The sequence below is a fragment of the Advenella sp. FME57 genome (genome assembly GCF_014897675.1).
Lineage (GTDB): Bacteria > Pseudomonadota > Gammaproteobacteria > Burkholderiales > Burkholderiaceae_B > Advenella.
The window spans coordinates 17513-35853 of record NZ_JABUXU010000019.1; the positions used below are offsets into that span (position 1 = coordinate 17513).

An 18341-nucleotide genomic window follows, 5' to 3' on the forward strand; every position below is an offset into this window, starting at 1 on the left:
GTTTGTCTTGAGCGTGCGCAAGTGCCTGTTTTCAAGTTGAGCAGGCACTTGCGCATTTTTGCGTTTTGTTTTTACCAACTCCCGTTAAACAGATACAATAGGGTCTCTTTTTCAAGAAATTTCTTTGATGACAGTAGAGTCACGTCACTCCTCCCCGCCGGTTATTCGGTTTGCGGATGTCACCCTTGGTTACGATACACGCGTCATTTTGCGGGATCTGAATCTCGAAGTATACAAAGGCGAAGTGGTTGCACTTATTGGTGGTTCCGGTTCTGGTAAGACCACCTTGTTGCGCGCAGCAACGGGCCAGATTCGCGCCCAGAAAGGGGCCGTTACGGTCTTTGACCACGATGTCAATCGCATGACGCCCCAGCAACTGGGCGCCGTGCGTCGTCGCATGGGCGTATTGTTCCAGCAGGGCGCCTTGTTTACAGACCTGAGCGTATTTGGCAACGTGGCGTTTCCCTTGCGCGAACTGAGCAAGGATAGCGAAGCCGTTATCCTGGAAAAGGTGCTGGACAAACTGGATCAGGTCGGGCTCAAGCGCGCCGCGCATTTGAGTGTTTCCGAAATTTCGGGCGGCATGGCGCGCCGGGTTGCGCTGGCCCGGGCCATTGTGCTGGAACCCGAGATTATTCTGTTTGACGAACCCTTTGCCGGGCTGGATCCGATCTCGCTTGGCATGACGGCTCGTCTGATCCGCAGCCTGACCGACAAGCTCGGCTGCGCCACCGTACTCATTACGCATGATCTGGAAGAGTCCTTCCTGATTGCCGACCAGGTTTATATGGTAGGTGACGGCAGCCTGGTGGTATCGGGCACGCCGGACCAAGTGCGCCAGTCTGACAATTCGCTGGCGCGGCAGTTTCTCAAGGGTGCCTCCAGCGGGCCCGTGGTGTTTGAGTATCCGCCCTCTGACGATTTCGATCGCTGGCTCAGCCGTCATCGTGAGGGCGTCAAATGATCGTCAATTTTATTACTGCGCTGGGCGCGCGCGTTACGCGTCCCATTCTGACGCTGGGAATCTGTTTCCGGTTTTTTCTTGACGTCCTGGCGCGTAGCGGGGTGGTGTTCAAGCGCCCCCGGCTGGTCATTGAGCAAATTCATTTTATCGGCAACTATTCGCTGATCATTATCGCGGTATCGGGCCTGTTTGTTGGCTTTGTGCTGGGTTTGCAGGGCTATTACACGCTCACTCGTTATGGTTCCGAAGAGGCGCTGGGCGTCATGGTGGCTCTGGGCCTGGTGCGCGAGCTGGGGCCGGTCGTGACCGCGCTGTTGTTTGCCGGCAGGGCCGGTACTTCCATTACCGCGGAAATCGGCCTGATGAAGGCTGGCGAGCAGATCGCGGCCATTGAGGTGATGGGCATTAACCCGTTGCGACGCATTGTGGTTCCGCGTTTTTGGGGCGGCGTGATCGCCATGCCGATTCTCGCGCTGATTTTTTCGGCTGTCGGTATTATGGGCGGCTGGCTGGTTGCGGTGGTGCTCATTGGCGTGGATGGTGGTTCATTCTGGTCGCAAATGCAAAGCGCTGTCGATATTCGGGACGATATTCTGGCAGGATTCATCAAAAGCGTGGTATTCGGTCTGGCAGTCATGCTGGTTTCAGTCTATGAGGGCTGGATGTCGCGGCCCACGCCGGAAGGCGTAGCGCGTGCCACGACACGCACGGTGGTGGTCAGTTCGCTACTGGTGCTTGCGCTCGATTTCCTGCTCACTGCAGTGATGTTCGGTGGTTAGTCGCGTTTTGTGACGTGCACACGAAAAAGGTTAAATTCAAATGAGTAAGAAAACAGATTTTCTGGTTGGGTTGTTCGTGTTGCTGGGTATTCTGGCTGCGGTGTTCATGATGCTGCAGGCAGGCAACCTCAGAACCTTTTCTATCGGGCAAACCTATCATGTGACCGGTAAATTCGAGAATATCGGCGCGCTCAAAGTGCGCTCTCCGGTCAAAAGCAATGGCGTGGTGGTTGGCCGGGTCAGCAGCATCGACTTTGACAATAAAGTGTTCAAGGCGGTTGTGGGTATGGATATTGAAGCCGGCTATCAGTTTCCTGAAGACAGTTCGGCGTCCATCATGACCTCGGGGCTGCTCGGTGAGCAGTATGTGGGCTTGACGCCTGGCGCCGAAGAAAAAAATCTGGCTGACAACAGTGAAATTATCTATACGCAGAGCGCTGTGGTGCTCGAAGAGCTGATCAGCAAGTTCCTGTTTTCCAAGGCAGAATCGGAAGGATCCAGTGCTTCGGGCAGTGGCGGTGCGGGCCAGCAGCAAAGTGCGCCGGCGCTGACGCCGCCTGCATCTGCACCGGCGCCTGTGCAATAACTGTTCAAATACTGGTATATTTAGGCTAATGCAAGGCGCTGCAGTCCGGATGGCAAGTTACCGTCTGGATCGGGCCTGTCGACACAAAATAACGAGTCTCCTATGAAACAAACTCAAATACGCCTGGTTGGTCTGGGTTCCGCCTTGGTGGTGCTCGCCGGTTGTGCGTCGGTCAAAAATCCGACGCCCGGCGATCCACTGGAAAGTTACAACCGCAGCATGTTTTCTTTCAATGATGCGGTTGACCGCAACCTGCTCACGCCTGTGGCCAAGGGTTATCAGGCGGTTGTGCCAAGTCCGGTGCGCACCTGCGTTACCAATATTTTCAACAACTTCGGCGATATCTGGTCGGGGGTGAACAGCTTTTTGCAGGGCCGTGGCCTTGATTCGGTCAATACCTTCGGCCGGGTGCTGTTTAACTCCACCATGGGCCTGGGCGGGTGTATCGACGTTGCTTCCATGAAAGGCGCGCCGCGCATCCAGAACGATTTTGGCACCACCCTTGGAGTCTGGGGTATAGGCCAGGGCCCTTATTTTGTGCTGCCGCTGCTGGGGCCGTCAACGTTTCGCGATACCGCCGGCACGGTGGGCGACGGCGTTGGCGGATCTGCAGTCTATGCTTCGCCCGGCGCCATCAACGATGTACCGGTGCGCAACACGGTCTGGGGTGTCAGCATTGTCAACTCCCGCGCCAACCTGCTTAACGCCAGCGATCTCATGAACGATGTCGCGCTGGATCGATACAGCTTCCTGCGTGATGCCTATTTGCAGCGTCGCCAGGCATTGCTCAATCAGAAACTGGGCCCTGTCGTGCTGGATCAGCCAGGCGGGCAGAGCAAGGCCGGTAGCGGCAACCTGCCGTCATACGATGACCCTGAAGCGGGCAGCGCGGGTGCAACCGGCGCTGCTGCTAATCCCAATTTGCCGATGTACGATGATCCGGAAGCCGCTCCGGCAGGGGGCGCGGCCCAAAGTGCACCCAAGCCGGCCTCCCAGCCGTCAGCAGCCAGTCGGCAACAACCTGCAGGATCGCCTGCGGGCGGTCCCGCCAATGCAGACTCATCCGTCCCCGTCTATACGGACCCGGAAGGCAAGTAATTGCGCGCATGAATACAACAGCCTGAAATGGGATTGTCGACCCATTCCTTTCAGGCTGTTTCATTCGGCGGGTTCTTTTACTCTTGCTGACACTTCCCATGTATCCTCGGAAATACAATGAGTCAATTGGGCAGGTACCGGCCAGTCCGGACTGTCACGTCACAGATCAGAAAGGAGATCACGTATGAAATTCGCAGGTATTCTCAGGACCACCCAGGCCGCCATGATCGCCGGGTTCCTTTCGGCAGGTGCCATGCAGGCTGCTGTGGCTGCCCAGGATCCGAATCAATTCGTCGAGCAGATCGCCAATAACACCTTGCAGGCCGTGAATCAGAACGAAGCGGCCAAAGGTGGCGATGTTGGCGCCATCAATGGCATTGTCACTCAGTACCTGATGCCGCACATCAATATGGAGAAGACCACCCGTCTGGCGGTGGGCCAGCCGTGGCGCCAGGCCACTGCGCAGCAGCGTTCGGCGCTGGTTAACGGATTTAAGCAGACATTGCTGCGGACTTATAGTGGCGCGTTTCGCAATGTGACGCCAAGCACCACCATTACCATGCAGCCGTTCCGTGGTGATGCCAACGCCAGCGATGTGGTCGTGCGCTCTACCATTACGGCCGGCCAGGGGCCTATTTCGGTGGATTATCGTATGGAAAAGGCCGGCAGTGGCTGGAAAATCTATGACCTGAACGTGGAAAACATCTGGCTTATCCAGAATTACCGCAATCAGTTTGCCGGTCAGATCTCGCAAGGCGGCATTGATGGCCTGATTAAGGCACTCAATCGCTGATTCTACGGGCGTATGAGCTATAATGAAATGCTTGCTTCATTGGTGAAGCAAGCATTTTTTTATATTCATGTCCGCCGTCCAAGTACAACATCTTTCCAAAGTCTATAACAGTGCCCGCAACGCGGGCTGGCGGCGTTTTTTGCCGTCCCGGGTAGACCCTGCGCGTGCGCCGTTTCGTGCACTCGATAATGTGAGCTTCACCGTTGAAGAGGGTGAGTTTTTCGGCCTGCTGGGTCCCAATGGAGCAGGCAAAACCACGCTGATTTCCCTGCTGGCCGGCCTGTCCCAGCCCACCGCCGGCACTGCCAGTATCTGCGGTTTTGACGTTGCTGCGCAGTACAAACAGGCCCGTCGCTCGCTGGGAGTGGTGCCGCAGGAACTGGTGTACGATCCGTTTTTTACTGTACGCGAAACCCTGCGTTTGCAATCGGGGTATTTCGGTATTCACCGGAATGACGACTGGATCGACGAAATTTTGCATAACCTGGGCCTGACCGACAAGGCTGATGCCAATATGCGCGCACTATCGGGCGGCATGAAGCGGCGCGTACTGGTGGCCCAGGCGCTGGTGCACCGCCCGCCCGTGATTATTCTGGACGAACCCACCGCCGGCGTTGATGTGGATCTGCGTCGCAGCCTGTGGGATTTTATCGTGCGCCTGAACAAAAGCGGCCACACCATCATGCTTACCACGCACTATCTGGAAGAGGCCGAGGCCTTGTGCAACCGCATTGCGCTCCTGAAACGCGGGCACATTGTTGCGCTCGATACCACGCAGGCGCTGATGGCGCGCGTGGGCGGCCGGGATCTTGAAGAAGCGTTTGTGCACATCATGCATAACGGCCTGCAGGAGGAGATTGCATCATGAACCCCCTGCAGAAAGACATCAAATTCGGTTCGGGTTTTCCGACGCTGCTCTACAAGGAGCTACTGCGCTTCTGGAAAGTTGCGTTCCAGACGGTTGCCGCACCGGTCATGACGGCGATGCTGTACTTGTTGGTCTTTGCCCATGTGCTGGAGGACCGGGTCCGGATGTACGATTCGGTTCCCTATACGGCCTTCCTGATTCCCGGGCTCATGATGATGAGCATGCTACAGAACGCCTTTGCCAACCCGTCGTCTTCGCTCATTCAGAGCCGGATTACCGGTAACCTGGTTTTCGTGCTGCTGCCGCCACTGTCCCATTATGAGTTTTTCTCCGCCTATGTGATTGCCGCGGTCCTGCGCGGCCTGGTCGTTGGCCTGGGCATCTGGATCATGGCGTCGTTCTTCGTGCCCATATGGCCGGCCAGCATCCTGTGGGTGCTGGTGTTTGCGGTGCTTTCCTGTTGTATTCTGGCGGTACTGGGTATTGTCGCGGGGCTGTGGTCGGAAAAATTCGACCAGCTGGCGGCGTTCCAGAATTTTCTGATCATGCCCGCTACGTTTTTATCGGGTGTATTTTATTCTATCCACTCGCTGCCCCCATTCTGGCAGTCGGTATCGCACTGGAACCCCGTTTTCTATATGATTGACGGGTTCCGTTACGGATTCTTCGCAGTATCGGATGTCTCACCATGGCACAGTGTGGCCGTGGTGGCGGCCTTTTTCGTGTTGCTCTCTGCCTACGCCCTGCGTCTGCTTGCGCAGGGATATAAACTCCGGACATAACTATGTTACCTACTCCCGAACAGATTCAGCACTACATCGAATCGCACCTGCCCTGTGAGCACATTGAAGTGCGCGGCGATGGCTCGCACTTCGAAGCGCTGATCGTCAGCACTGTTTTTGAAGGCAAACGCCCCATTGCACGGCACCAGGCGGTGTACGCAGCGCTAGGCGAAAGAATGAAAGCCGAAATTCACGCGCTTTCAATGAAAACCCTGACCCCCGAAGAGTACCGCAAGCATGGATAAACTCAGAATTGTCGGCGGGCGACGCCTGGACGGAGAAATCACCATCTCTGGCGCCAAGAATGCGGCCTTGCCTATCCTGTGCGCCGCGCTGCTCACAGCAGAGCCCGTGACGCTGCGCAATGTGCCGCAGCTCAATGACATCAGCACCACAGTGCGTCTGCTGGCCGACCTGGGCGTTAAAATCACTCAGGAAGCCGGTGGTATTGTGCATCTGCAGGCCGACCAGATCACCAATCTGGAAGCCTCGTACGAGTTGGTGAAAACCATGCGTGCTTCTATCCTGGTCCTTGGGCCGCTACTGACGCGGTTTGGGCAGGCCAAGGTCAGTCTGCCTGGCGGCTGCTCCATTGGCCAGCGCCCGGTAGACCAGCACATCAAGGGACTGACGGCGCTGGGCGCAGACATTGCCGTGGAACATGGCTTTGTCGTGGCAAGCGCTACGCGCCTGAAGGGCGCATCCATTGTGACCGATATGGTGACCGTGGGCGGTACCGAACAGTTTCTGATGGCTGCGGCACTGGCTGAAGGCCAGACTGTGCTGGAAAATGCCGCACGCGAACCGGAAGTGGTGGACCTGGCTGAAATGCTGATCTCCATGGGCGCGCGCATTTCCGGGCATGGCACGGACCGGATCGTGATTGACGGCGTTGAGCGCCTGCACGGCACAGACTACACGGTGGTGCCCGACCGTATCGAAGCCGGTTCTTTCCTGTGCGCCGTCGGTGCAACCGGTGGCGACATCATGTTGCGCAATGCCGCGCCCGACACCATGGGAGCGACGCTGGACAAGCTTATCGACGCCGGCCTGACGATTCAAACAGGCGCGGACTGGATTCGCGCCTCTATGCAGACACGGCCCAAAGCCGTGGGCTTTCGGACCCGTGAGTATCCAGGCTTTCCAACAGACATGCAGGCCCAGTTGCTGGCACTCAATACAGTGGCAGTCGGTACGGCATTCGTTGTCGAAAACATATTCGAAAACCGTTACATGCATGTACCCGAACTGATGCGCATGGGTGCCGATATTGAACTGGACGGTCACACGGCCGTCATCAACGGCGTGCAGCAACTCATGGGCGCTCAGGTCATGGCGACCGATCTGCGGGCCTCTGCCAGCCTGGTCATCGCCGGACTGGCAGCGACCGGTGAAACCATCATCGATCGCATCTACCATCTGGATCGTGGTTACGAAAAAATGGAAGACAAGCTGCAAGCGGTGGGCGCCGACATCCAGCGACTGCGGAGCTGATACTCATGACACAGAATCCCCAACTGACCATGGCCCTGTCAAAAGGGCGTATCTTCGAAGAAACGCTGCCGCTGCTGGAGCAGGCAGGCATCGTCGTGACTGAGCATCCCGACCAGTCACGCAAGCTGATACTGCCTACCAGTCGCGATGATCTGCGGATTTTGATTGTGCGCGCCTCTGATGTGCCCACTTATGTGCAATATGGTGCGGCAGACTTCGGCATCGCCGGCAAAGACGTGCTGTACGAATACAGCAAAGAACATCCGGGCGGGCTGTATCAGCCTATTGACCTGAATATCGCACGCTGTCGTCTGGCCGTTGCCGTGCGCGATGGGTTTGACTATGAAGCAGCGGTGCGCCAGGGCGCGCGCCTGCGCGTGGCCACCAAGTACGTTAACGTGGCGCGAGAGCATTTTGCCCGCAAGGGCGTGTATGTTGATATTATTAAGCTGTACGGCTCCATGGAGCTGGCGCCGCTGGTCGGGCTGGCCGACGCCATTGTCGACGTTGTCTCTACCGGAGGCACCCTGCGCGCCAATGGCCTGGTCGCCGTCGAAGATGTCATGCCCGTGTCTTCCCGGCTGATCGTCAACCAGGCCGCGCTCAAAACCCGTGCCGCGGTCTTGCAGCCCATTCTGGATGCCTTTGAACACGCAACGCCCTCGCAGGGATGATCTGAAGCTATGAAACCTGTAATTAATCGACTGGACTCCCGTGCCGATGGGTTCGCGGGTAAGCTGCGCCGGCTGCTGGCTTTTGAGGCCAGCGAAGACGCCCATATCGAACAGGCCGTTGCCGGCATTTTGCAGGACGTCCGGCAGCGCGGCGACGCTGCCGTTCTGCAATACACGGCCAAATTCGACCGTTTGCCGGTTAACGAGATGGCAGATCTGGACATTTCGCCCTCAGAGTGCCAGGCTGCGCTGGACGCGCTGGAGCCGGCACGTCGCAAGGCGCTGGAGCAGGCGGCGCAACGCGTGCGCATGTATCATGACCGGCAGAAAGCCGAATCCTGGCAGTACCAGGAAGAGGACGGTACGGTGCTGGGCCAGAAAATCACGCCCATGGATCGCGTCGGTCTTTACGTCCCGGGAGGCAAGGCGGCTTATCCCTCTTCGGTGCTGATGAACGCGATTCCGGCCAAGGTAGCTGGGGTGGGCGAAATCATTATGGTCACGCCAACGCCCGATGGCGTGCGCAACCCGCTGGTGCTGGCTGCCGCCGCCGTGGCCGGGGTTGATCGCGTGGTTGCCATCGGTGGCGCCCAGGCGGTGGGGGCGCTAGCGTACGGCACCGATAGTATTGCCGCCGTGGATAAGATTGTCGGTCCTGGCAATGCCTATGTGGCTGCGGCCAAGCGCCGGGTTTTCGGTACCGTAGGCATTGATATGGTTGCCGGCCCCAGCGAGATCCTGATTATCTGTGACGGCACCACGCCGGCAGACTGGATCGCCATGGATCTGTTTTCCCAGGCCGAACATGACGAATTGGCCCAGGCTATTTTGCTGTGCCCCGATGCCGATTTCCTGGAAAAAGTGCAGGAAGCGATCGTGCGCCTGTTGCCGACCATGCCGCGTGCCCAGATTCTTGCCAAAAGCCTGTCTGACCGCGGCGCATTGATTCTGGTGCAGAATCTTGACGAAGCAGTGTCTATTGCAAATGAAATTGCACCCGAGCATCTGGAAATTTCCACCGCAAATGCGCCTGCGCTTGCCGAGAAAATCCGCCATGCCGGTGCGATTTTTCTGGGACGGTTTTCGTCCGAAGCGCTGGGCGACTATTGCGCCGGACCCAACCATGTGCTGCCCACTGCACGTACCGCCCGCTTTTCCTCGCCGCTGGGCGTCTATGATTTTCAGAAACGCAGCAGTATTATCCAGGTGTCCGAGGCAGGAGCGATTACACTAGGGGCGATTGCCGCCGAACTGGCCGATGGCGAAGGCCTTGCTGCGCACGCGCAGAGTGCGCGTTACCGCCTGAACACTACTACCTGACGATAAGTTATGCGAACCGCTGACATTACCCGAAATACCAATGAAACCCGTATCGCGGTTTCACTGAACCTGGATGGCACAGGCAAACAGTCCATTAATACCGGCGTGCCTTTTCTTGATCACATGATCGACCAGATTGCGCGCCATGGCCTCATTGACCTTGACATCAAATGTGAAGGCGATGTGCATATCGACGATCACCACACTGTGGAAGATGTCGGCATTACACTGGGCCAGGCCGTGGCCAGGGCGGTGGGCGACAAAAAGGGAATAACCCGCTACGGCCATTCCTATGTGCCGCTGGATGAAGCCTTATCGCGCGTGGTCATTGATTTTTCCGGCCGCCCCGGCCTTGAATATCATATTCCGTTTACTCGCTCGCACGTCGGGCGCTTTGACGTCGATCTGATGCGTGAATTTTTCCAGGGCTTTGTCAATCATGCGCTGGTCACAATGCATATCGACAATTTGCGCGGCACCAATTCGCATCATCAGGCCGAAACCGTTTTCAAGGCATTCGGACGGGCGCTGCGCATGGCGCTGACCCCCGATGCGCGCAGCGAAGGCATGATTCCGTCGACCAAGGGCGTGCTGTAATGGCGGGAATGCGTTCATGAGCAGCAAAATTGCCATTGTCGACTATGGCATGGGAAACCTGCATTCAGTAGAGCGCGCCTTGCGTCATGCGGCAAGCGAAGCGGATGTCTATCTGGCCTCCGACGTGGCGGCGCTTGAGAAGGCAGACCGGATTGTTTTTCCTGGGCAGGGGGCCATGCCCGATTGCATGCGCAACTTGCAGCGTTCCGGGCTGATGGAGGCAGTGCAACGCGCCGCCGATAGCAAGCCCCTGCTGGGCGTCTGTGTTGGTGAGCAGATGCTGATGCAGCACAGTGAAGAAGGCGATGTACCATGTTTGGGTATTTTTCCCGGCACTGTGCGCAAGTTTGCCGGACCGCAATTTGCCGTGAATTTGCAGGAACAGTCTGATACGTCTGCCGCGCTGGTGCAGCACGAGGCACGCCTGCTCAAAGTGCCGCACATGGGCTGGAGCCGGGTAAAGCAGGCAAAACCGCATGCATTGTGGGAAGGCATTCCGGATGATAGCTATTTTTATTTCGTCCACAGTTATTATGTCGATCCGGCAGAAACCGCCATTTCGGTGGGAGAAACCGTATACGGACACCATTTTACCTGCGCTGTGGCGCGGGACAATATCTTTGCAGTACAGTTTCATCCCGAGAAAAGCGCGCAATTAGGCTTGCGTCTTTATCGGAATTTTGTAAACTGGGATATCTGACCATGAAGGTCATGGCAGTTGGGTGAATTGTGAAACCGCATCATGCGTTCATAATTTTAATTTTATTCTTATTTTGATAATCTGATTGTTATGCTGCTCATACCAGCCATTGATTTGAAGGACGGACGTTGTGTCCGCCTGCGCCAGGGGGACTTGCAGGATGCCACCATTTTTTCCGAAGACCCGGTTACCGTCGCGGAACAATGGTATGACCAGGGCGCAAGACGCCTGCATCTGGTCGACCTGAACGGGGCCGTCGCTGGCAAGCCCAAAAACGAAGATGTGATCAGGGCCATCGTGCGGGCCGTCGGAGACGACATCCCGGTGCAGATTGGCGGTGGCATCCGCGATCTGGATACCATTGAACGGTATCTGGATTTCGGCATCGAATATGTCATTATCGGGACGGCGGCGGTGAAGGATCCTGGCTTTCTGCAGGATGCCTGCAGCGCTTTTCCGGGCAACATCATTGTGGGGCTCGATGCCAGGGATGGCAAGGTTGCGACCGATGGGTGGAGCAAACTGACCAAGCACGATGTGCTCGATCTTGGCCGCAAGTTCGAAGACTACGGCGTTGAGTCCATTATCTACACCGATATCGGCCGCGACGGCATGTTGAGTGGGGTCAATATCGAAGCCACGGTGCGTCTGGCCCAGCATGTCAGGATTCCGGTCATTGCCTCGGGCGGCGTCACGGACCTGACAGATATCGAAGCTTTGTGCGAGGTCGAACAGGACGGTGTCGAAGGCGTTATTCTGGGCCGCAGCATCTACGAAGGCACGCTGGATTTTCAAGCGGCACAGGAAATGGCTGACGAGCTGAACGGGGACGAGCAGGAGTGACACATTCTACGGCTGCCGCGCACACCCTGACCACCCGCGTCATACCGTGCCTTGATGTAACGGCCGGGCGCGTCGTCAAGGGCGTGAATTTTGTCCAGTTGCGTGATGCCGGTGACCCGGTGGAAATCGCAAGGCGCTACAATGAACAGGGGGCCGACGAACTCACTTTCCTGGACATTACGGCTACCAGTGATGGCAAGGATCTAACCTTGTCCATGATAGAGCAGGTGGCATCGGAAGTGTTTATTCCGCTCACGGTCGGTGGTGGAGTGCGGGCGCTGCCCGACGTGCAACGCCTGCTCAATGCCGGCGCCGACAAGGTATCTATTAATAGTGCGGCTGTGAATGAACCCGAGTTGGTGCGTGCCTGCGCCGATTATTACGGTTCACAGTGCATTGTGGTGGCTGTGGATGCGCGCCGGGTCTCGGCGCCAGGTGAGCCGCCGCGCTGGGAAGTGTTTACCCATGGCGGGCGCAAGCCCACGGGCATCGACGCTGTTGCCTGGGCCGTACGCATGGCCCGCTATGGTGCCGGTGAATTATTGATTACCAGCATGGATCAGGACGGCACGCAAGCGGGGTTTGACCTGCAGCTGACCCGAACCATTTCCGATGCTGTGGCGGTGCCGGTCATCGCCTCCGGCGGGGTTGGCAATTTGCAACATCTTTGCGACGGTGTTAACGAAGGCCGCGCCAGCGCGGTGCTGGCCGCCAGCATATTCCATTACGGCGATTACAGTATCGCGCAGGCCAAGGCGTATATGGCCGAACACGGGATACAGGTCAGGAACACTCAATGAACTGGATAGATGACGTAGTATTCGACGCGGACGGCCTGGTGCCTGCTATCGCGCAGGACTGGCAAAGTGGCCGGATTCTGATGGTTGCCTGGATGACTCGCGAGGCGCTTCAGGAAACCGCGGAAACCGGCAGAGCCGTCTATTGGTCGCGGTCGCGCAAGCGGCTCTGGCGCAAGGGCGAAGAGTCGGGCAATACCCAGCGGGTGTGTTCGCTGCGTCTCGATTGCGATGGAGACGTCATACTGCTTACCGTTGAGCAGCAGGGCGGCGTGGCCTGCCATACAGGCCGCGAGAGTTGTTTTTTTCGCGAACTCACCGGCAGTGCGGATGCACGGCAATGGCAGATAACCGATGCGGTGCTCAAGGATCCGCAGAGTATGTACAAATGACGCAAGATACCCTTCCGGCACCCACTGCCGATATTCTGGTTCGTTTGGCCGATGTGTTGGAAACGCGCAGGCCACAGGCCGGCGGTGATTCACAATCGTCATATACCGCCAAATTGCTGGCGCGTGGGCCCGACGCTTTTCTCAAGAAAATCGGAGAGGAAGCAACCGAACTGGTGATGGCCGCCAAAGACGGCGTACCCGAGCGGATTGTGTCTGAAACGGCTGATTTGTGGTTTCACTGTCTGGTCGCGCTAACCCATTATGGGCTTCGACCTGAAGATGTACTGGCCGAGCTGGCACGCCGCGAAGGCCTGTCCGGGCTTGAGGAAAAGGCAGCGCGTAGTCATGAAGGCGCCGATAGCGCGCCGGACCGCAGTGCATAACTGCGATTACGGTCATGATATTTCCCTATTGATTCGCCAATTAATTGGTATAGTATGCGTATTCACGCAATCTGATTTCAGGAGTAAAACATGGGCAGTCTAAGTATCTGGCACTGGTTGATCGTACTGGTCATTGTCGCCCTCATTTTCGGTACCAAAAAGCTGCGCAACGTAGGCGAAGATCTGGGCGGTGCAGTCAAGGGATTCAAAAAAGGCGTCAAGGATGCCAACGAAGAAGCCGATTCGTCCAAAGACGATGGGCTCAATCGCAAGGTAGCCGACACGCAGGATCCTGCACGGCCCGACACGGCTGCGCGCTCCAACCCGGATGCGATCGACGTGCAGGCTCGCGACAAGTCTGAGTAAATACGTCGTGCCGACGGTCGGCATCAGCTGCGGCATACCCCGCCGATCTTCTTGAAAAGTAGCAAGTATGTTTGGTTTAAGTTTCGGAGAGCTGTTCGTTATCGGTGTTGTGGGGCTCATTGTGATCGGCCCCGAACGCCTGCCTACGGTCGCCCGTACGTTGGGCCATCTGGTGGGTCGTGCGCAGCGCTACGTGAGCGATGTCAAAAGCGATATTCAGCGGGAAGTGGATATCCAGGAAATTGCTAAAATCAAAGAAGAAATGCAGTCTGCGGTCAGCGACGTCAAATCGTCGGTCGAAGATACTGCCAGCGCCTTGCGCAACCCGGTCAATGCCCTGCGGGATGACCTGGAGCGTACAGGCAATTCGCTACGCGATAGCGTTAGTCCGAACACCACGGCAACACAACAAAGCGAATCAGACACCACAGCCGCAGGCAATCTTGCGGCTGATACACAGGCTGATGCCACCGGGGCCGACGCCGATTCATCGAAAAGGGTTGCGCCAGCCGCCGCGTCCACGGTGGCCGGTCCGCAATCGACTACAGCAGGGGTTGCAGACCTGATGGCGCCGCTGGCAGAGCCTCCTGTCGAGCCTGCTGTTGGCGCCGATGCGACGGCCGCAGGCAAAACAGCGACCGCAGCTGTCGGCCCCTCGTCTGTTGACAAGTCTGCCCCCCAGGCTGCGCAGAAGACTGCTTCACCCTTGCCTGCCGCGGCTGATCGGCCCGATGTCAAATCCACAGAAGCCGATGCACCTGCTTCTGCCGTTACCCGTTCCGATAAGCATTCCTGATGGCCAATCCAATTCTTCCTCCCGACAACGCGCAGGAAAGTCTGCCTGAAGACAGCTTTTTTTCCCATCTGATCGAATTGCGTACGCGCTTGATCAGGGCGCTACTGGCCGTGATCGGACTCTTTGCCATTCTGTGTATCTATCCTGGTACGGGCGCGGTCTACGATTTCATTGCCCAGCCCATGATTGCGTCGTTGCCGGCCGGCAACCGGATGATCGCCACCGGCGTGATCACGCCGTTTCTGGTTCCGCTTAAAGTAACGCTGCTGCTTGCGTTCATGATTGCCCTGCCTTACGTGCTGCACCAGGCCTGGGCTTTTATCGCGCCGGGCCTGTATCGCCATGAGAAACAGTTGGCCATGCCGCTGGTTGTCTCCAGCACGATGCTGTTCTTTTTCGGGATGGCATTCTGCTACTACATTGTTTTCCATACCGTCTTTCATTTCATCGCCATGGTCTCGCCCGAGTCTATCAATTTCGCGCCTGATATCGAGGCGTATCTTGGCTTTGTGATGACCATGTTCCTGGCTTTTGGCGTCACGTTTGAAGTGCCTATTGTCGTTGTCGTGCTGGTCAGTACCGGCATGATTTCAGTGGACAAGCTCAAGGCAATGCGCGGCTATGTCGTTGTCGGGGCCTTTGTGGTGGCGGCGGTGGTGACGCCGCCCGATATCATGTCGCAATTTCTGCTGGCGGTTCCCTTGTGCCTGTTGTTTGAGCTGGGGCTGTTTGCCGCGCGCTTTGTCAAAATCAGCAAACTGGATCAGCAGGAATCAGAATCTGAAGAGTAGGGCGATCTGCCTGTACGGGCGCGATGGCCCCTAGCGGTACACCGGTCGTGGTCGAAGCCGCATAGGCGGTGCCGGCCGTGCGCAGCGGCGGTGCAGGCAGAGGACCTGCGGCAGCCGTCGTATTACAGCGGGGTATTGCAGTTTTCTGGCGAGATAACGGCGTGGCGCAGATCGCTCCTGTTGATGCTGTCGCGCCTCTCTTGGTCGTTTCTACTTTCTCTTATTCTTCTTTCTTACTTTCGCTTTCCCTCCTGCGGTCTCTGTCGTTTCCACGCTACGGCTTTGTCCGGGCAGCTGTTCACCCGTTGTGCGTATCATCCCTAGCATTCAGTCATCCCGCTGTCATCCATTTCAGACTATTGAATTTTCTGCGTGCAATGCGATCCTCATTGCTGCGTTGGTGCGCGGCAGACGCAGTGGTGTCACGGGTGCGGCAAGCGAGCACGGTGGAGCTCATGGATGATGGCCAGCGGCTGCGATTCGCGCGTTGGTATTGTTTTGATGCGGCCGGCAGGATGAAGGTGACGTGACAGGAAGTGTGCGGCAGAAGGATACGGCCGGACCGCCTGTCTGCCGTATCGGTCGCGATCAGTTGGTGGTGCTTACCTGCGGCCGTTTACCCAGCGTTACGATGAAGTCGTGCTTTTTGCCGCCGCGCAAAACGGTGAAGGTGACTTTGGATTGGGGCGCAAATTCGGCGATTTTGTTCAGCAAATGATCGGTGCCGGGAATGTCTTCGCCATTGGCCGCCAGCAGGATGTCGCCAACCAGCAGGCCAGCCTGTCCGGCCGGACCATTCGGGGCCAGTGTGGCAATAATCACCCCATTGGTGTTTTTCAGATTGAACGCCCTGGCCAGATCGGTGGTGATGTCCTGTGGCTCTATGCCAAGCCAGCCGCGCGAAACGCTGCCGGTCTTGATGATTTCGTACATGATGCGCATGGCGGTATCGGCCGGCGTGGCAAAGCCGATGCCCAGCGAGCCACCGGCAGCCGATTCGGTATAGATGGCCGTGTTTATGCCGATCAGATCGCCGCGTGTATTGATCAGTGCTCCGCCGGAGTTGCCCGGATTGATGGCGGCATCGGTTTGAATGAAATTTTCATAGGTATTGATTCCCAGGCCGGTACGACCCAGCGCCGATACAATACCCATGGTGGTTGTCTGGCCCACACCGAACGGGTTGCCGATTGCCAGGACCACATCGCCGATCCGTGGCGTATTGCCGGCGTTGTAGTGGATGACCGGCAGGTCGGGAAGATCGGCCTTGAGCACAGCCAGATCCGTATCGGGGTCGGTGCCGATCAGTTTGGCCGGGGCCTTGCGCCCGTCTGCCAGGCCCACCTCAATGGAATCGGCCGCTTCGATCACGTGATAGTTGGTCAGAATATAGCCCTTGTCCGAGGCGATAACACCAGAACCCAGATTGGTGGGCCCCATCGTGTTCAGATCCTTGTTATCCTTGATAAAGGGTTTGAGCGCAGGAACATCCGGCAAGTTTTTGAAAGGCGATTCGATGTTCTTTGTGGTATAGATATTCACAACGGAAGGCGTGGCAGCGGCAACGGCCGAGGTAAAGCTCAGGCTCTCGTCGGCTGATGTAAGCACCGTGGCGGGCGGAACGCGTGGACTGTCGCTGGCGCCAGGCGTCAGCCAGCCCGGGCGCAATGTTGTAATGGTGAATACCAACGCCAGGCAGACGGTGATCGCCTGAGATAACAGTAACCAAAAACGATACATAGGAAAACGTCGTGAATAAAATTTTCGTGCAGGATTTGCTGGGCTGGCTGGACCAGCAACTACAACCAGCCCTCTTTCAAGATTATGCACCAAACGGGCTGCAGGTGCAGGGTAAGGCCGAAATAAAAAAGGTGATTACGGGCGTTACTGCCTCGGCGAGACTGTTGCAAATTGCTGCAGACAAAGGCGCCGATGCCGTTCTTGTTCATCACGGATGGTTCTGGAAAGGCGAGAATCCCTGTGTGGTCGGCAGTAAATATCATCGCATGCAATTGGCGATAAGGCATGGCTTGAACATCATTGGCTACCATTTGCCGCTGGATGCGCACCCGGAATGGGGCAACAATGCGCAATTGGCAAGGATTCTGGGCCTTATTCCCGATCGGGCCGAGGACGGCAGCGGACAGCCGGTCGTATTTGGCAGAGGCGGTTTGATCTGGTCGGGCACATTGCCGCCCGGTCTGCGTACGCTGGGCGATCTGGGCGCGCAAATTGAATCGGCCCTGGAGCGGCATCCGTTGCTTATAGGCAACAGTGAGCAGCCGTTGCAGCGTATTGCCTGGTGCACCGGTGGCGCCCAGGGCATGTTCGAAGAGGCGATTGCGCGCGGGGTGGATGTCTATCTGACCGGAGAGGCGTCGGAACAGGTCTATCATCAGGCGATGGAATCGGGCGTGGCCTACATTGGCGCCGGCCATCATGCGACCGAGCGCTATGGTGTTCAGGCGCTGGGGCAGGCTGTAGCAGCGCGCTTCGGCCTGGATGTAGAGTTCGTGGATCTGCCCAACCCCGTGTAGCGCAGCGCGTCAGTGATGGCTGGGACACGCATATTCTCCGTGGTCACAGTGACAGATGCCGCCGTGCAGCTTGTCCATTTGCCTGCCATGGCAATCCGAATGAAATGCTGCCGGATAAAAAAACAACATCTGCGATTGATCACAGATGTTGTTTTTTTACTGCAGGTCTTGCCGTTAGGGTCAGGCCTCAGGACCCGAGGCCTGCGGTGACAATGAGCGTAGCAGGTCAGACCGTAGGTTTCTGACGCAGCAGATCGCGGATCTCTTTGAGCAGGGCGACATCGGCCGGATCGGCGGCAGCTTCGGCCTCTTTTTCTCGTTCAAAGGTGGCGCGCGCTTTGGCAACGGCTTTGACCAGGCAGAAGACAACCAGTGCCAATAAGATGAAATTAAGGAAGATTGTGAGAAAATTGCCATAGCCCAGCAGGATGGCGCCGGCTTTGCTCATGGCTTCGTAGGTGCGTGCTCCAGCATAGCCAGCAGGCTCGGATAAGACAATGAATTTATTGGCAAAATCAACAGACCCACCGAGGATGAAATTGATCAAGGGCATGATGACGTCTTTCACTAAAGAGTCAATGATCTTTCCGAAAGCGGCGCCGATAATCACACCAACCGCCAGATCAATCATGTTGCCTTTGACTGCAAACTCTTTGAACTCGTTTATAAAACCTTTACTCATGATTATGTCCTTTTTCCCACGCCCGGCACGGGCACCGGTATATAATAAACGGTTGCCAAATTATGTACACATAAAATATAGTAAATTTTAGTACCTTGA

General features: G+C 57.0%; 23 protein-coding genes. 21 read left to right on the plus strand and 2 right to left on the minus strand.

All coding sequences use genetic code 11. The features are described 5' to 3' along the window. Positions 1-127: 127 nt before the first annotated feature. From INT32_RS18500 to tatC, 20 genes are all read left to right on the plus strand, one after another. The gene (locus INT32_RS18500) at positions 128-964 is read left to right on the plus strand and encodes an ABC transporter ATP-binding protein (protein ID WP_193090184.1); all 837 of its coding nucleotides are present in this window, start codon (positions 128-130) and stop codon (positions 962-964) included. Continuing rightward, on the plus strand, positions 961-1743 hold the full coding sequence (mlaE, locus tag INT32_RS18505) for a lipid asymmetry maintenance ABC transporter permease subunit MlaE (RefSeq protein ID WP_193090185.1): 783 nt from the start codon (positions 961-963) through the stop codon (positions 1741-1743). Before INT32_RS18500 ends, mlaE begins: the two co-directional genes overlap by 4 nt. A 40-nt stretch (positions 1744-1783) precedes the next feature. Next, positions 1784-2329, plus strand: coding sequence for an outer membrane lipid asymmetry maintenance protein MlaD (gene mlaD, locus INT32_RS18510; RefSeq protein WP_193090186.1), 546 nt, complete (start codon positions 1784-1786; stop codon positions 2327-2329). Between the two features lie 102 nt (positions 2330-2431). Continuing rightward, entirely contained in the window at positions 2432-3427 is a 996-nt protein-coding gene (locus INT32_RS18515) for a VacJ family lipoprotein (protein ID WP_193090187.1), read from the plus strand. 184 nt (positions 3428-3611) lie between these two features. Further along, positions 3612-4220: a phospholipid-binding protein MlaC gene (locus INT32_RS18520; RefSeq protein ID WP_193090188.1), complete on the plus strand. Its 609-nt coding sequence runs from the start codon at positions 3612-3614 to the stop codon at positions 4218-4220. Positions 4221-4287: 67 nt separating this feature from the next. Beyond that, positions 4288-5088 carry an ABC transporter ATP-binding protein gene (locus tag INT32_RS18525; protein ID WP_193090189.1) on the plus strand — a complete coding sequence of 267 codons (801 nt, stop codon included), beginning with the start codon at positions 4288-4290 and terminating at the stop codon, positions 5086-5088. After that, complete coding sequence (locus tag INT32_RS18530; protein ID WP_193090190.1) at positions 5085-5870, plus strand: ABC transporter permease; 786 nt, start codon at positions 5085-5087, stop codon at positions 5868-5870. Before INT32_RS18525 ends, INT32_RS18530 begins: the two co-directional genes overlap by 4 nt. 2 nt (positions 5871-5872) lie before the next feature. Beyond that, positions 5873-6115 (plus strand): BolA family protein, encoded by a 243-nt coding sequence (locus tag INT32_RS18535; protein ID WP_193090191.1) that lies wholly within the window; start codon positions 5873-5875, stop codon positions 6113-6115. Next, complete coding sequence (murA, locus tag INT32_RS18540) at positions 6108-7364, plus strand: UDP-N-acetylglucosamine 1-carboxyvinyltransferase (protein WP_193090192.1); 1257 nt, start codon at positions 6108-6110, stop codon at positions 7362-7364. Before INT32_RS18535 ends, murA begins: the two co-directional genes overlap by 8 nt. A gap of 5 nt (positions 7365-7369) precedes the next feature. Then, positions 7370-8038 carry an ATP phosphoribosyltransferase gene (hisG, locus tag INT32_RS18545; RefSeq protein WP_193090193.1) on the plus strand — a complete coding sequence of 223 codons (669 nt, stop codon included), beginning with the start codon at positions 7370-7372 and terminating at the stop codon, positions 8036-8038. A gap of 9 nt (positions 8039-8047) precedes the next feature. Beyond that, positions 8048-9358 carry a histidinol dehydrogenase gene (gene hisD / locus INT32_RS18550; protein ID WP_193090194.1) on the plus strand — a complete coding sequence of 437 codons (1311 nt, stop codon included), beginning with the start codon at positions 8048-8050 and terminating at the stop codon, positions 9356-9358. A 9-nt stretch (positions 9359-9367) separates the two neighbouring features. Further along, positions 9368-9955 (plus strand): imidazoleglycerol-phosphate dehydratase HisB, encoded by a 588-nt coding sequence (hisB, locus tag INT32_RS18555; RefSeq protein WP_193090195.1) that lies wholly within the window; start codon positions 9368-9370, stop codon positions 9953-9955. Between the two features lie 16 nt (positions 9956-9971). Beyond that, positions 9972-10655 carry an imidazole glycerol phosphate synthase subunit HisH gene (hisH, locus tag INT32_RS18560; protein ID WP_193090196.1) on the plus strand — a complete coding sequence of 228 codons (684 nt, stop codon included), beginning with the start codon at positions 9972-9974 and terminating at the stop codon, positions 10653-10655. A 90-nt stretch (positions 10656-10745) separates the two neighbouring features. Further along, positions 10746-11498: a 1-(5-phosphoribosyl)-5-[(5-phosphoribosylamino)methylideneamino]imidazole-4-carboxamide isomerase gene (gene hisA / locus INT32_RS18565; protein ID WP_193090197.1), complete on the plus strand. Its 753-nt coding sequence runs from the start codon at positions 10746-10748 to the stop codon at positions 11496-11498. After that, positions 11495-12298 carry an imidazole glycerol phosphate synthase subunit HisF gene (hisF, locus tag INT32_RS18570; protein ID WP_193090198.1) on the plus strand — a complete coding sequence of 268 codons (804 nt, stop codon included), beginning with the start codon at positions 11495-11497 and terminating at the stop codon, positions 12296-12298. The genes hisA and hisF overlap by 4 nt, the downstream gene beginning before the upstream one ends. Then, on the plus strand, positions 12295-12687 hold the full coding sequence (gene hisI / locus INT32_RS18575; RefSeq protein WP_193090199.1) for a phosphoribosyl-AMP cyclohydrolase: 393 nt from the start codon (positions 12295-12297) through the stop codon (positions 12685-12687). The genes hisF and hisI overlap by 4 nt, the downstream gene beginning before the upstream one ends. Then, positions 12684-13070, plus strand: coding sequence for a phosphoribosyl-ATP diphosphatase (locus INT32_RS18580; RefSeq protein ID WP_193090200.1), 387 nt, complete (start codon positions 12684-12686; stop codon positions 13068-13070). The genes hisI and INT32_RS18580 overlap by 4 nt, the downstream gene beginning before the upstream one ends. 90 nt (positions 13071-13160) lie before the next feature. After that, on the plus strand, positions 13161-13436 hold the full coding sequence (gene tatA / locus INT32_RS18585; protein WP_193090201.1) for a Sec-independent protein translocase subunit TatA: 276 nt from the start codon (positions 13161-13163) through the stop codon (positions 13434-13436). A gap of 67 nt (positions 13437-13503) precedes the next feature. After that, a complete protein-coding gene (gene tatB / locus INT32_RS18590) occupies positions 13504-14232 on the plus strand; it encodes a Sec-independent protein translocase protein TatB (protein ID WP_193090202.1) in 729 nt (242 codons plus the stop codon). Beyond that, positions 14232-15023, plus strand: coding sequence for a twin-arginine translocase subunit TatC (gene tatC / locus INT32_RS18595; protein WP_193090203.1), 792 nt, complete (start codon positions 14232-14234; stop codon positions 15021-15023). Before tatB ends, tatC begins: the two co-directional genes overlap by 1 nt. A 588-nt stretch (positions 15024-15611) precedes the next feature. Here tatC and INT32_RS18600 read toward each other — a convergent pair. After that, a complete protein-coding gene (locus tag INT32_RS18600) occupies positions 15612-16763 on the minus strand; it encodes a S1C family serine protease (protein WP_193090204.1) in 1152 nt (383 codons plus the stop codon). An 11-nt stretch (positions 16764-16774) separates the two neighbouring features. On the opposite strand from INT32_RS18600, the gene INT32_RS18605 reads away from it, so the two are divergent. Then, positions 16775-17560, plus strand: a complete 786-nt coding sequence (locus INT32_RS18605; RefSeq protein WP_370540257.1) for a Nif3-like dinuclear metal center hexameric protein — start codon at positions 16775-16777, stop codon at positions 17558-17560. Positions 17561-17786: 226 nt separating this feature from the next. Here INT32_RS18605 and mscL read toward each other — a convergent pair whose 3' ends face one another. Further along, positions 17787-18242 carry a large conductance mechanosensitive channel protein MscL gene (gene mscL, locus INT32_RS18610; RefSeq protein ID WP_193090205.1) on the minus strand — a complete coding sequence of 152 codons (456 nt, stop codon included), beginning with the start codon at positions 18240-18242 and terminating at the stop codon, positions 17787-17789. Positions 18243-18341 lie beyond the last annotated feature (99 nt).